The sequence below is a fragment of the Caldovatus sediminis genome, assembly GCF_014644455.1.
Classification (GTDB): Bacteria; Pseudomonadota; Alphaproteobacteria; order Acetobacterales; family Acetobacteraceae; genus Caldovatus; species Caldovatus sediminis.
Genome location: NZ_BMKS01000023.1, coordinates 30095 through 43390, shown reverse-complemented (window position 1 = coordinate 43390; position 13296 = coordinate 30095). Strand labels below are relative to the sequence as shown.

Below are 13296 nucleotides of genomic sequence, written 5' to 3'. Positions count from 1 at the left end.
GGGGTCCGCCGCCGCCGCCTCGGGTCCTTCCTGGCCGGCGCGAAATGCGGTCGGCGGAGGCGCGGCGCATCGCTAGGCGAATGAGGAAAACATGCCTAAATTTGCTCCCCGGATGCAGGACTATCGGCCGCTGGCGGCGAACATCACGGTCACGAAGGCCGAGCTGGCCGCGCGGCTCGGGGTCACGCGCGGGCGCGTCTCGCAGTGGCTCGCGGCCGGTTTGCCGGTCGGGCCGGATGGGCGGGTGCCGCTGCTGGCCGCCCTCGATTGGGTTCTCGCCACCCTCGACGGCGGCCGGGCGGCGGCGACGCGGCGGGCGGCGGCGGCGTGGCGGGATGAGACGATCTTCCTCGCGACGGCGACCGAGGCGGTGTCGGCGGTGCTGGCCGAGGTGCCGGTCGCGGTGGCGCTGGCCGCCGCCGAGGTGGGCATCGGGCGCGCGGAGGCCGAGCGATTGGGGAATATGACGTTGCTCTTCATGGGGACGGAGGCGGCCGAGCAGTTGCGGGCCGCCGGCGCGCCCGAGCCCCTCTTGCCGCACCCGGAGGCGTGGCGGGCGGGGGTGAACTGGGCGAGCCTCTTCGGGGCGGACGGGAGAAGCCGGGTCGCGGGCGCGCTGCGCGCGGCGACTGCTCTGGCGGAGAGGGGCGAAGGATAGCGCCGCCTGACCGGCGGCGGGGACGAACCGATCCTGCCCGGTTGCTACCTATCTGCTACCTAGGCTTTTTGCGGCTCGGGGCGGCGCCGCCGCTATCTCCTTGAAAATTTTGGCGTCCCCGGCGCGATTCGAACGCACGACCTTTGCCCTGGACGGCAGCCGGACAGCGCCGGGCTCGTCCTGGCGGGCGTGGACCTGGACGACGTGACGGGGAGCCCCGAGCGCGAGGTGGGGGCGCGGCAGATCGTCGCCGCGTTCGGCAGTTACGCCGAGTGGTCGCCGAGCGGCGAGGGGGTCCGCATCTTCTGCCTTGCCCGGCCGCTGGCGAGGGCCGTCACCGGCGACGGTATCGAACTCTACACCGCCGGACGCTACCTCACCGTGACCGGCCATGTGCTGACGGAGGGCGGCGCGTGATGCCGCGCGACGTCGTGCCCGCCGCAGAGGCGTTCGCCGCCCTGGCGGCGGAGATCCAGGCCGGGGCGGCCGGGCCGTCCCCATCCGGCACCGGGCAAGCACCCTCCGCAGCTGAGATATTCCCGGAGCTGGGCGACCTGCCGGAATGGCTGCAAAACTGGTCAGTGCCCGCGTGGAAGGCCAACGCGGCGCTGCGAGGGGCGCCAGACCTGGAGCGGCTGCGCGACGCTCTGCTGGCGACCGATCCGACCCGGCTCAAGGACCGAAACACCTGGCGCCACCGCTGCGTGGCGCCTCTGGCCCACGAGGCGGTCCTGTTCCCTGACCTGGAACCCGAGCTGCGCCGGCTCATGCACGAGGCGTCGGACCGGCCGGGCGCCTACGACGGGGCCTACCCCGCCGCCGAGAACGATGCCGAGTGGGATCGCCTGCTGAGCGATACCGAGGCGCGCCTGGATCAGGGACGCGAGTGCACCACCCTCGGGACCATCTTCGCCATGGCGCGGGAGGACGGGTGGCGCGACGGCGCGGGGGGTGCCGCGCCAGATACGGGAGATGCCTCCTCCCGGCTCGACATCGCAGCCCTGCACATCGCGGCGCGGCCCGCCAGGCGCACCAAGCGCAAGACAATGCTCGGCGGCGTGGCGATCATCGGCCATGTCTCGGTGATCGTCTCCCCTGGCGGACTGGCGAAGTCCACCATCGCCACAACCGGCTGCGTCGCGGTCGCCAGCGGAAAGCCCATCTTCGGCGTCCCTCTCGTGCGGCCCATGCCGGTGCTGATGGTCAATGCCGAGGACGACAGCGGCGAAGTTCGCCTGCGGTGCGAGGCGTGCCTGGCCCACTTCAAGATCCCGCTGCACCAGGCCGGCGACCTCTATGTCTGCGGCGCCGATGCCCTGGGCGAGTTCGCCTTCACGGAGGTCGATCCGACCACACGCCGCGAACGCCTTCGGCTGCGGGACATCGGGCGGCTGCGGCAACTGATCCGCCAAACCCGAGCGAAGCTCGTCGTGCTCGATCCGTGGAGCGCGCTGGTCCCCGTCGGGGCCAACGACAACGGCCTCATGTATCAGTTGATGCGCGCGCTGAAGCAGATCGCGGCCGAGCTTGAATGCGCCGTCGTCATCGTCGCGCACACCCGGAAGGGCGCCGCCGCCAACGGGGATGGGGCCGAAGGCACCCTCGGCGCCGTCGCGGTCCCGAACGCCGCCCGCGCCGTATTCGCCGTCGTCAGGCCGTCCCCGTCGGAGTGCGAGAGGCGCGGTGTTGCTCCGGGCGACGAAGGCAACATGCGCGACTTGGTCGCGCAGAAGGCCAACCTCGTGCCGGGCGGGACGGTGCTCTCGTTCAGGCTCGTCGGCGTGCCGATGGACAACGCGGAGCCGCCCGAATGGCCCGAGCAGGATTGGGTCGCCGTCGCCGAGCCGTTCGTGCCTCAGGCGCCGGGCAGCTTCATCACGCCGCAGATGCAGCGGGAGGCGCTCGTGACGCTGGCGAAGGGCGCGCAGGGCGGGACGTGCCACTACAGCCTGAAGCCCCAGGCCAAGTCGCGCTTCTACCTGCCCGATGTGGCGGCGGCGCTGACGCCGCACCTGCCGGGCGCGCCCGCGTCGAGGCGCGAGGGTTATGCGAAGAGGATCGTGGACGACCTGCTGGCGCGCGGCTGGATCGGGACGACGCAGGTTGTCGTGCCGAAGACCAGGGGCGGCGGCCCGAACAGGCGCGAGGGGGTCGTTGTCCGATGGGTGGTCACGCCCTGGGCAGGCGATCCGCAGCCGGGACCGTTCGTCGCATGACCATCGCGCCCCAACCGCAGGCGCCTCAGTCGCCTCAGTCCGCCTCAGTCCCATTGAGGCGACCGAGGCGGGCGGCGAGGCCGCCCCCCAGGGGCGCGCCTCAGTCGCCCTAGGGGGTATGGGGGGAACTGAGGCGAGGCGGGCATTGAGGCGCGCAACGGTCTGCCCCGCCCTCCGCATCCTCGCCCGTTCGGCGCCCGCCGGTGTTCCCCGTCGTGCGCCGCCGCGTCCCCAAAGGTCCGGCCCCTGCCCCATCCGTCGAACCACCGCGTCCGCTGATCGGAGCCTATCGCCATGACCGCCGCCTCTAACCCCCTCGTTCCCGTTTCCGTCCTCAAGGAGCTACCCATCATCCGCACCATGCAAGTGGCATCTGCTGACGGTCGAGTAGGTATGGCTCGGGCTGCGCAGGGTGGCGATCTGTGGGGCAGCGGTCCTTGCTTGACGGAGCGGAACGAAGCCCTCGCCTGGCAGGCCATGTGCGCCAAGCTGACCGGCCTGCCGCCATCCCCCATTCCTCTATGGCAGGAAACGCTGGACCGGTTGTTCCGTAGCTACCGTGAGGGCCGGGGCGCACTGGCCAGTATGAGCTTCGCGACGGACTTGTTCGTGCGCGTGACTTGGTGCGCCTCCAGAACGTTGCTATTGTTCACCTATTGGTCAACCACGGAGGAAGACGTTGCTGCGGAACATCCTCGCCGGCGCCCCACTGATCCTCCTGCTCGCCAGCGGCTGCGGCGGGTCGAGCGGGGTCCTCCAGCTTGGGCCCGACACCTACCGCTCCAGCGCCGAGGCGCATCCCCTGGCGGGCGGGACCGCCGCCGCCGAGCAGACCGCGCTGGAGGCCGCGCAGCGCCACTGCGCCTCTCTCCACCGGGCAGTCCTGGTCCAGGACATCGGGACCGCCCCGGCCACCAGTTGGAACAACGCCAGGGCCTCGGTGAGCTTCCGCTGCCTCGCCGCCGGCGACCCCGAACTGCGGCGGCCGACTTTGGAGCGCGCGCCCAACGTAATCATTGAGGACCGGCGAGGAAGGTAGGAGCCGGGCGGGCGCGACCCTACGCTCGGATAGCGAAGTCGAATCCTGGCACCGGCAGCGGACCTGCATCGGCCTGCCCGGCATCGCTGGCACTCTCGCCCGCTTCGATCCCCTGAGCATCTTCCGGGATGGCGTCCGCCACGGACCCTACGGGGCGCTGTGCGACAGGGACCGGCCGCGCCGGCTGGCGTTCCTCCACCCCGCTCAAGTCGAAGGTGATAGAGAAGGTAGGCGCCGCAGGCTTGTCCACCTGCGCGCCGATCCCTTGCAAGCGTGCCGCCGTCTCCACCGCCTTGATGAGCGGGCCGCTGACGGCCGCCAAGCTGGCGTGCAGGCCATCATCGGCGGCGCTGGCGCTCGCCCCTTCCAGCCGGTCCAGCAGCCGCCCCAGGCGGCCCACCAGCCCTTGCAGGGTTAGCACATCGGCTGGTGCTGCCTCGGCCTGCCCGGAGGCGATGGCCTTTGCCCGCTGCACCTCGGCACGGATCGCGGACGCTGGGGCGACCATCTTCGCAGCGGCGGCCAGCTTGGGCGCCAAACACCGGGTCCGGTGGCGGGCCAGGGCGCTCTTGGACAGGCCGAACTTCGCGGCGGTGGCGATCAGGGGAGCACCGGACGCCAGGGCGGCGTCAATCTCGGCAACCCTGGAATGGAAGCAGGCGGTGCAGCGTGGGCCTCTCATGCGGTATCCCAATACCGCATTTCCCGTGTTCCCACATCTGCCCGCGCGCTACGTGGGAAGGAACAGCACCAGGGGGGAGGGTCCATCGCGTGGTCCCACCCCCCACCCCCCCCGGCCACCCCAAATCCTCGCACCCATACAGGTAAGAAGCGAACGGCACCGCCTCACCTCTGCAAGAATACCCACGCGCAATACCAAGTCGCAGATTGACAACACACCCCAACATCCTGCCAAATTCTTTCGGCGCCACGCTGCGCCATTCCCCACAACCCAGAGCCTTCGATTGCTATCGATCCGAGGGCCATAGCCGGAGCATTTTCATGCTTACCGCACCTTGGCACGTTTCGATTGATGAGATTGAGGCCGCGCTTACCGGTCAGTCCCTACCCGCCGCAGCGCGCGACGTGGCGCCGCATTATGCCTGCGCGACCTTCATGGAGCGTTGGTTTGAAGCCATGGACCGGAGGCTTGGCCAGCGTGGCGTGGATGCGGTGCCCGAGGCCGAGTGGATCGCCCAGGCATCGCGGGCGGAGGTGGATGCGCTGCGGCGGTTGCCGGTGCATCTAATGGCGCGGTGCTGACGCCGGCTTGCAGTCATGTGGTGCAGGGGCGTCCTTCGGGGCGCCCTTTGCATGTTACGCCCTCACTCCAGCCCCCATACAGGTCCGAACCCGACGCCAGTCGGCGGCCATGCAACCCCGCCCCCCGCATCGCGCCGCACCATTACGCCATCACACCAGCAGCCGCGTGGCGTGGTAGAATGCCGGTCGGGTTCAGCTTCGGAGCGGCCTCGGGATCGCATGGGTCCGCAGAAGGTCCGCGACACGAAAACACCCCTGAACCGTGCGAGGATCAGAGGATGTCGAAACGCCGGAACGCCGAGGAAAAACGGAATGGTGCCCAGGGGCGGAATCGAACCACCGACACTGCGATTTTCAGTCGCATGCTCTACCAACTGAGCTACCTGGGCCCGATGGCGCATGACGCGGCGGCGCGCCATGCGCGGCAGAGGCGGGCGCAATAGCCGAGACCGCACGATCTGTCCAGCGTCGGCGGTGGCACGACAGAGAGGGGCGCATCGCCGGGGCCGCCGCCCGCGTCACCTCTCCTGCTCGCCGTCCTCGGCCCGGCCGGGCGTCCGAGGGCCCTCCTCCGTGGGAATCGCGTAGGCCCCGGTCAGCCAGCGCCCCAGATCGATCCGGGCGCAGCGGGCCGAGCAGAAAGGGCGGTGGGGCGGGGCCGGTGCCCGGCCGCAGACCGGGCAACGCTCGACGGGCCGGCGCGCCGGCCGTCCCGGCCCGCCACCGTCAGCCTCGCCCATCGCCAGTCGCCTCCTCGATCGCCTCGGCGCCGGGGGAGATCGTCGGATCGGCGCGCAGTTCCAAGCCCTGGCCGAGCGCGGCGGCGCATTCCTCCAGCGCCTCCGGCCAGGCGCGCAGCGCCGCCGCCACTGCCGGCGCCGCGCGCAAGGCGAGCGGCCGCCCGGTGCGGCGCGCCGCCGCCTCGCGGACCACGCGCCGCAGCGCCGCGAGGCCCCGGGTCAGCGGCGAAGGCTCGGGCCAGCCGAGCACCTCGTGCAGCGGCGCGTGCACCCGCGTCCGCGCGATCTCGGCGAAGCCGAGGCCGGTGAGGCCCACCAGCCGGGCGAGCGGATCGGGCGCGAGCGCGGCGCGCAGCCGCTCCAGCATCCGTCCCTTCCGGCGCCGCGCGGCGAGCCCCGCCAGGTCGAGGAAGATCGCGCCGCCGAGGCGGCGCAGCCGGATCTGGCGCGCCGCCTCCTCCAGGGCGGCGCGGTTCAGCGCCTCCTGCGCCCGCTGGTCGCGCGCGCCGGCGGCGGGGCCGGCATCCACGTCCATCGCCACCAGCGCCGGCGTCGGGTGGATCAGCAGCCGCCCGCCGCCGGGCAGCGGCACCTCGGGGCCGGAGAGCGTCTCGACCTCCGCCTCGAGCGCCTCGTCGAAGGCCGGATGGGGCAGCAGCCGCACCCGCGCCGGGCCGATCGCGGCGCGCAGCCGGGCGGCGAGGGCGGCGCCGTCGGTCTCCACCATCGCCTGCGGATGGGCGAGGGCGAGGCGCAGCGCCGCCTCCGGCGCACGCCGGAGCAGCGCCGGAACAGGGGTTCCCGCGGCGGCCGCGGAGGCGGCCAGCGCCGCCTCCTCCTCGGTGAGCCGCGCGGTGACGCGCGGCCCCTTGCCGCCCTGCGCGGCCCGGGTGACGCGCACCGCCAGGGCCTGCCCCTCCCGCAGCACGCGATTGAGCGGCGGCGGGCGGGACTCGGGGCCGGACGGCGCCGCCACCTCCGCGGCCGGCAGGAAGCCGGTCTCGCCGCCGGCGAGCGCCACGAAGGCCCCGCCCATCGCCGGCGCGAGCGCGATGACGCGGGCGCGGTGCAGGTCGCCGATGCCCTCGGGCCGCGCCGGCCGTTCCACTTCGTAGTCCAGCAGCGTCTCGCCGTCGGCGTCGAGGACCGCGATGCGCCGCTCGCCCGGCCCGACGCTGACGCGGATCAGGGCGGCGCGGCCGGCGCCGGGCCGGGGCGCGCCGCCGCTCATGGCCGCAGCCAGCCGATCCCGCGCAGGAGCTGCGCCGTCTCGTAGAGCGGCAGGCCGACCACGTTGGAGTAGGAGCCGGCGAGGAAGCGCACATGCGCCTCGGCGCGGCCCTGGATGGCATAGCCCCCGGCCTTGCCCTGCCATTCGCCGGAGGCGAGGTAGGCCTCGATCTGCGCCTCGGTCAGGCGCTGGAACAGGACGATGGAGTCGGCGAGGCGACGCAGCCGCCGCCCGTCCGGCAGGGCCAGCACGACCGCGGTATAGACGTTGTGCCGCCGGCCCGAGAGCAGTGCGAGGCAGGCGCGTGCCTGCTCCGCGGTCTCGGCCTTGGGCAGGATGCGCCGACCGGCGGCGACGACGGTATCGGCGGCGAGCACGAGGGCCTCGGGCGCGCCGGCCGCGGCGACCTCGGCCTTGGCGGCGGCGAGGCGGGCGGCGAGCTGGCGCGGCAGCTCCCCCTTGCGCGGCGTCTCGTCGATCGCGGTCTCGACGATCCGGTCGGGGATGATGCCGATGCGGGCGAGCAGCTCGCGTCGGCGCGGACTGGCCGAGGCCAGGACCAGCGGCGGCCGGCGGCCGCCCTCGACGCCCATCGTCCGGGTTCCCCCTCGCCGGACGGAGCTACTTGTAGCGGAAGGTGATGCGGCCCTTGGTGAGGTCGTAGGGGGTCATCTCGACGTTCACCCGGTCGCCGGCCAGGACGCGGATGCGGTTCTTGCGCATCTTGCCGCTGGTGTGGGCGAGCACGATGTGGTCGTTGTCGAGCTTCACCCGGAACATGGCGTTCGGCAGCAGCTCCACGACGGTGCCGCTGAATTCCATCATATCTTCTTTCGACATCAGGTTCCTTCTTCGCGCGGACGGGCGTCGTCGGTCGCAGTGGCCCGGCAGGGGCCGGTGCCGGGGGTCTCGGGCGGGGGTTGACCGACGGCGCGGAAGATGAGTGGGCCGGTGGGCGGGGTCAAGCGCGCGGCCATCCGGGCAAGGCCGTGGGACCGGGCAGGCTGGCCGGTCGCCCGGTCGCGAGCCGCAGCCGCATCCGCGCCGCCGCCGCGCTCGCCGCGGGCCTGGGGGGCAGGCGGGCACGGTTCCTGCGATCAGGTCCGCGTCTTGCCGCCGCCCGGAAGGAGCCGGAGCCGCGCGGCGGGCGCGGCCGAGCGGAAACGGGCCTAGGCACCGCGCCCGGCCAGCCGCACCGCGACGCTGCGCGCGTGCGCATCGAGCCCCTCCGCCTCCGCCAGCGCCACGGCCGCCGGTCCGATCGCGGCGAGGCCGGCCTGGTCGGCCTCGATCCAGGTGGTGCGCTTGAGGAAGTCGAACACGGACAGCCCCGAGGCGAAGCGCGCCGTGCGCCCGGTCGGCAGCACGTGGTTCGGGCCGGCGACGTAGTCGCCGAGCGCCTCCGGGCAGAAGCGGCCGAGGAAGGCGGCGCCGGCGTGGCGGATGCCGGCCAGCGCGGCGCGCGGCTCGGCGAGCATGAGCTGCAGGTGCTCGGGCGCGAGGCGGTCAACCAGCGGCGCGGCCTCCGCCCAGTCGCGCACCAGGATCACCGCGCCGTGGCGGCGCCAGCTCTCGGCGGCGATCGCGGCGCGCGGCAGGGTCGCGAGCTCCGCCTCGACCGCCGCGACGACGGCGTCGGCGAAGGCGGCGTCGTCGGCGACCAGGATGGACTGCGCCGCCTCGTCGTGCTCGGCCTGGGCGAGCAGGTCGAGCGCGACGTGGCGCGGGTCGTTCGCGGCGTCGGCGAGGATCACCACCTCCGAGGGGCCGGCGATGGAATCGATGCCGACGCGGCCGAAGACCTGGCGCTTCGCCTCCGCCACATAGACGTTGCCGGGGCCGACGATGCGGTCCACCGGGGCGAGGCTCTCCGTGCCCCAGGCCATCGCCGCCACCGCCTGCGCGCCGCCGAGGCGCCAGATCTCGCTGACCCCGGCGCGCCGCGCCGCAGCGAGGACCAGCGGGTTGAGCGCGCCGTCCGGCGCCGGCACGCACATGGCGAGGCGCGATACGCCGGCGACGCGCGCCGGGATCGCGTTCATCAGCACCGAGGAGGGATAGGCGGCCTTGCCGCCCGGCACGTAGAGCCCGACCGCGTCGAGCGGCGTCCAGCGCAGGCCGAGGCAGAGGCCCGCCTCGTCGCGCATCTCGAGGTCGCGCGGCATCTGCGCGCGGTGGAAGGCCTCGATCCGCCGGGCGGCGAGGTCGAGGGCGGCGCGCAGCCCGGCGGGCACGCCGCGCAGCGCCGCCTCGATCTCCTCCTCCGTCACGCGGAGCGCCGCGGCGTCGGCCGGGCGCCAGCGGTCGAAGCGGGCGGTGTACTCGACGAGCGCCGCATCGCCCCGCGCGCGCACCTCGGCGATGATCGCCGCCACCGCCGCGTCCACGCGCGCCGTCGTCTCGCGCGCCTGCGCGAGCAGCGCGGCGAAGCCGGCCTCGAAGCCCGGATCGGCGGTGGAGAGGCGGATCATCGCGCGCTCGCCGAGGCGAGCGCGGCGCGGAAGCGGGCGATCCAGCCGCCGATCACCTCCGGCCGGGTCTTCAGCGCCGTGCGGTTGACGATCAGGCGGGAGGTGACGTGCGCGATCACCTCCGTCTCCATGAGCCCGTTCGCCTTCAGGGTCGCGCCGGTCTGCACCAGGTCCACCATCAGCCGCGCGAGGCCGAGCGAGGGGGCGAGCTCCATCGCCCCGTTCAGCTCCACCACCTCCGCCTGCACGCCGCGCGCGGCGAAGTGGCGCCGGGCGATGTTCGGGTACTTGGTGGCGACGGTGACGCGCGACCAGCGGCTCGGGTCGTCGCGCCCGGCGAGCTCGGCGGGCTCGGCGACGCTGACGCGGCAGCGGCCGATGCCGAGGTCGAGCGGGGCGTAGATCTGGTCGTAGTCGAACTCCATCAGCACGTCGGCGCCGCAGACGCCGATCTGCGCCGCGCCGTGGGCGACGAAGGTCGCGACGTCGAAGCTGCGCACCCGCACCACGTCGAGGGCGGGATCGTCGGTCGGGAAGCGCAGGCGGCGGCTGTTCTCGTCGGCGTAATCCGGCTCGGGGCGGATGCCGGCCCGCTCCAGCAGCGGCGCCAGCTCCGACAGGATGCGCCCCTTCGGCACCGCCAGGACGAGCGTGCCGGAATCCGCCGGGGTCGCGGGATCGAGAGGGGTGGCGATGTGGGTGTCCATGGGGGCGTCTAGCACGGGGAGGTGGCGTCTGTCCCGTCCGGTCAGCCCGGGATGCGCTCGATGTCGGCGCCGACGGCGGCGAGCTTCTGCTCCACCCGCTCATACCCCCGGTCGAGGTGATAGACCCGGTTGACGATCGTCTCGCCCTGGGCCGCGAGGCCGGCGAGGACCAGGGAGACGGAGGCGCGCAGGTCGGTCGCCATCACCGGCGCGCCGGACAGCCTCGGCACGCCGCGCACGATCGCGGAGGCGCCGTGCACGTTGATGCGCGCGCCCATCCGGTTCAGTTCCGGCACGTGCATGAAGCGGTTCTCGAAGATCGTCTCGGTGACCATGGCCGCGCCCTCGGCCACCGACATCAGCGCCATGAACTGCGCCTGCATGTCGGTGGCGAAGCCCGGGAAGGGCTCGGTCATGACGTCGGTGCCGCGCAGGCCGTCGAGGCGGGAGACGCGGATGCCGCCCGGCTCCTCCTCCACCGCCACGCCGGCCTCGCGCAGGATGCGCGCGACCGCGCCGAGATGGTCGAGCCGCGCGCCCTCGAGCAGCACCGCCCCGCCGGTGATCGCCGCGGCGCAGGCGTAGGTGCCGGCCTCGATGCGGTCCGGGATGACGGCGTGGGTCGCGGGGCCGAGGCGGCGCACGCCCTCGATCCGCAGCCGGTCGGTGCCGAGGCCCTCGATGCGCGCGCCCATCGCGATCAGGCAGCGCGCCAGGTCCTCGATCTCCGGCTCGCGGGCGACGTTGACGAGCTCGGTCTCGCCCTCGGCGAGGGTCGCGGCCATCAGCAGGTTCTCGGTCGCGCCGACCGAGACCTGCGGGAAGAGGATGCGCGCCCCGCGCAGGCCGCGCGGCGCCTTCGCGTGGATGTAGCCGGCCTCGAGCGCGATCTCCGCGCCCATCTGCTCGAGGCCCTTGAGGTGCAGGTCCACCGGGCGCGTGCCGATCGCGCAGCCGCCGGGCAGCGACACGCGCGCCTCGCCGAAGCGGGCGACCAGCGGGCCGAGGACGAGGACGGAGGCGCGCATCTTGCGCACGATGTCGTAGGGCGCGACCAGGTTCCCCGCCGCGCCGGAGAGGGTGAGGGTGCGCGCCGCCCGGTCGTGCGCCACCTCGAGGCCGTGCTGGGCGAGCAGCGCGCCCATGGTGGCGATGTCCGCGAGGTCGGGCACGTTCGTCAGCGTCAGCGGCCCGTCGGAGAGCAGCGCCGCGGCCATCAGCGGCAGCGCGGCGTTCTTCGCCCCGCTGACCGGGATGCGTCCCTCGAGCGGCCGGCCGCCGCGGATGCGGATGCGGTCCATCCCCTCCCCCGGAGCGTCCCTAGAGCTTCGGCAGCGCGACGCCGCGCTGGCGCATGTACTTGCCCTGGCGGTCGGCGTAGCTGACCTCGGGCGGCGCGTCGCCCTTGAGGAAGAGGAACTGGCAGATCCCCTCGTTGGCGTAGATGCGCGCCGGCAGCGGCGTGGTGTTGCTGATCTCGATCGTCACCTGGCCCTCCCATTCGGGCTCGAGCGGGGTGACGTTGACGATGATGCCGCAGCGCGCGTAGGTGGACTTGCCGAGGCAGATCACCAGCACCTCGCGCGGGATGCGGAAGTACTCGACGGTGTGGGCGAGGGCGAAGGAGTTCGGGGGGACGATGCAGACCGGCCCCTTGCGGGTGACGAAGCCCTTCTCGGAGAAGGCCTTCGGGTCCACCACCGCGTTGTCCACGTTGGTGAAGATCTTGAACTCGTCGGCGACGCGGGCGTCGTAGCCGTAGGAGGAGAGGCCGTAGGAGATCACGCCCTCGCGCCGCTGGCTCTCGACGAAGGGCTCGATCATGCCGTGCTCGGCCGCCATGCGGCGGATCCAGTGGTCGGGCATGATCGGCATGGGCGGGGCGGGCCTTCGGGCGGGTTGGGCGGCGGACGGGCGGACGCGCGGGCGCGGCCGGGTCGCCCGGCGCGCGCGGTCTCGGGCGCGGAGCGATAGCGCGGCGGGGGCGGCGCCGGCAACCGCGCGGAGGGACGGCGCGCTAGGACCGGCCCCCCTCGGGCGGCGCCGGCGGCGGGGCGGGCGCGGTCCGCTGCGCCGCCTCCCGCGCGCGGGCCTGGGCCTTGCGCCGGCGGAGGTTCTCCCGCAGCGCCGCGGCGAGGCGGTCGGCGCGGGGAGACGCCGCGCCCTTCGCAACGCGGCCGGGCGAACGGGTCGGCGGAGGCGGCGGGTCGTCCTGCGGCGGGGGCATGGCGGAGGCGAAGGTGGCGCGACGCGGGGGGCGCGGCAAGCCGGCAGGGGTTGCGAGGCGGGAGGTCAGGGGCTAGTTAGCCGCCTCCTGCAGGCCCGGACGGGCCGACCATGCGCCCGGGCTGCTGTAGCTCAGTGGTAGAGCACTCCCTTGGTAAGGGAGAGGCCGCGAGTTCAATCCTCGCCAGCAGCACCAGCCTGGTTTCCGAGGAAGCCCCGACGAGCGCTGCCCGAGCCTCGGCACCGGCGAACCCCCCGGCCCTGCCATGCCCGGCGACCGCATTCGCGCCGCGCGCCGTCCCCCGACCACGTTCGCCCATCCGGCGGCGCGACCGGCCCCGAGGGCGCCAGCCGCCCGGCGGCATGGGCAGGCCGCTCGTGCCGGTGGCGCTGCTGTAGGCGCGGCGGATCGCGCGCACCTCGTCCGTGGGCGCCTGTCGGGCACGGCCGCCGGGCCGCGCCCGGGACATCGGATCAGCGATCGCCGCCCGCGGGACCGCCGGTCGCATCGTCGCCATGACATCGGCGGCGCCGGATATCGTCCGGTAGCGCGCCAAGGGCGCGCGTGAACCGGCGAAGGCGATCATTGCCCCTCGGCCACGAAGCGGCCTACACAATGCCGACGCTGCCGGCCCTGTGTCCGCGTCCGCTACGCCCGGGCCGGACGGCGGCGTGCCGCGGTTGAGCGCCGGTCCATTCCCGCGTCCCGAGGGCGCCTGGCGGTCGGTCTGGCGAAGGGGGCGTG

General features: G+C 73.7%; 14 protein-coding genes and 2 tRNA genes. 6 read left to right on the top strand and 10 right to left on the bottom strand.

What is annotated here, in order from left to right; all coding sequences use genetic code 11:
* Nucleotides 1-112: 112 nt before the first annotated feature.
* From IEX99_RS21160 to IEX99_RS21145, 4 genes are all read left to right on the top strand, one after another.
* Complete coding sequence (locus IEX99_RS21160) at nt 113-658, top strand: hypothetical protein (RefSeq protein ID WP_188904022.1); 546 nt, start codon at nt 113-115, stop codon at nt 656-658.
* A 204-nt stretch (nt 659-862) separates the two neighbouring features.
* On the top strand, nt 863-1075 hold the full coding sequence (locus tag IEX99_RS21155) for a hypothetical protein (RefSeq protein WP_188904020.1): 213 nt from the start codon (nt 863-865) through the stop codon (nt 1073-1075).
* Complete coding sequence (locus tag IEX99_RS21150) at nt 1075-2874, top strand: AAA family ATPase (RefSeq protein ID WP_188904018.1); 1800 nt, start codon at nt 1075-1077, stop codon at nt 2872-2874. The genes IEX99_RS21155 and IEX99_RS21150 overlap by 1 nt, the downstream gene beginning before the upstream one ends.
* Before the next feature lie 679 nt (nt 2875-3553).
* A complete protein-coding gene (locus IEX99_RS21145) occupies nt 3554-3913 on the top strand; it encodes a hypothetical protein (protein ID WP_188904016.1) in 360 nt (119 codons plus the stop codon).
* A 19-nt stretch (nt 3914-3932) separates the two neighbouring features.
* Here IEX99_RS21145 and IEX99_RS21140 read toward each other — a convergent pair whose 3' ends face one another.
* Complete coding sequence (locus IEX99_RS21140; protein WP_188904014.1) at nt 3933-4595, bottom strand: hypothetical protein; 663 nt, start codon at nt 4593-4595, stop codon at nt 3933-3935.
* A 320-nt stretch (nt 4596-4915) separates the two neighbouring features.
* On the opposite strand from IEX99_RS21140, the gene IEX99_RS21135 reads away from it, so the two are divergent.
* Nucleotides 4916-5176 (top strand): hypothetical protein, encoded by a 261-nt coding sequence (locus IEX99_RS21135; protein ID WP_188904012.1) that lies wholly within the window; start codon nt 4916-4918, stop codon nt 5174-5176.
* A gap of 313 nt (nt 5177-5489) precedes the next feature.
* Here IEX99_RS21135 and IEX99_RS21130 read toward each other — a convergent pair.
* From IEX99_RS21130 to dcd, 9 genes are all read right to left on the bottom strand, one after another.
* A tRNA-Phe gene (locus IEX99_RS21130) sits at nt 5490-5565 on the bottom strand.
* 129 nt (nt 5566-5694) lie between these two features.
* On the bottom strand, nt 5695-5916 hold the full coding sequence (locus IEX99_RS21125; RefSeq protein ID WP_188904010.1) for a DNA gyrase inhibitor YacG: 222 nt from the start codon (nt 5914-5916) through the stop codon (nt 5695-5697).
* A complete protein-coding gene (locus IEX99_RS21120; protein ID WP_188904008.1) occupies nt 5903-7147 on the bottom strand; it encodes a ribonuclease E/G in 1245 nt (414 codons plus the stop codon). Before IEX99_RS21120 ends, IEX99_RS21125 begins: the two co-directional genes overlap by 14 nt.
* The gene (locus IEX99_RS21115) at nt 7144-7740 is read right to left on the bottom strand and encodes a Maf family protein (protein WP_188904006.1); all 597 of its coding nucleotides are present in this window, start codon (nt 7738-7740) and stop codon (nt 7144-7146) included. Before IEX99_RS21115 ends, IEX99_RS21120 begins: the two co-directional genes overlap by 4 nt.
* Before the next feature lie 28 nt (nt 7741-7768).
* A complete protein-coding gene (gene infA, locus IEX99_RS21110; protein ID WP_188904004.1) occupies nt 7769-7987 on the bottom strand; it encodes a translation initiation factor IF-1 in 219 nt (72 codons plus the stop codon).
* Between the two features lie 329 nt (nt 7988-8316).
* Complete coding sequence (gene hisD, locus IEX99_RS21105) at nt 8317-9618, bottom strand: histidinol dehydrogenase (RefSeq protein ID WP_188904002.1); 1302 nt, start codon at nt 9616-9618, stop codon at nt 8317-8319.
* Nucleotides 9615-10325 (bottom strand): ATP phosphoribosyltransferase, encoded by a 711-nt coding sequence (hisG, locus tag IEX99_RS21100; protein ID WP_188904028.1) that lies wholly within the window; start codon nt 10323-10325, stop codon nt 9615-9617. The genes hisD and hisG overlap by 4 nt, the downstream gene beginning before the upstream one ends.
* A gap of 41 nt (nt 10326-10366) precedes the next feature.
* On the bottom strand, nt 10367-11626 hold the full coding sequence (murA, locus tag IEX99_RS21095) for a UDP-N-acetylglucosamine 1-carboxyvinyltransferase (RefSeq protein WP_188904000.1): 1260 nt from the start codon (nt 11624-11626) through the stop codon (nt 10367-10369).
* A gap of 19 nt (nt 11627-11645) precedes the next feature.
* The gene (dcd, locus tag IEX99_RS21090; protein ID WP_188903998.1) at nt 11646-12200 is read right to left on the bottom strand and encodes a dCTP deaminase; all 555 of its coding nucleotides are present in this window, start codon (nt 12198-12200) and stop codon (nt 11646-11648) included.
* A 472-nt stretch (nt 12201-12672) separates the two neighbouring features.
* On the opposite strand from dcd, the gene IEX99_RS21085 reads away from it, so the two are divergent.
* Nucleotides 12673-12747: transfer RNA gene (locus IEX99_RS21085), tRNA-Thr, on the top strand.
* Nucleotides 12748-13296 lie beyond the last annotated feature (549 nt).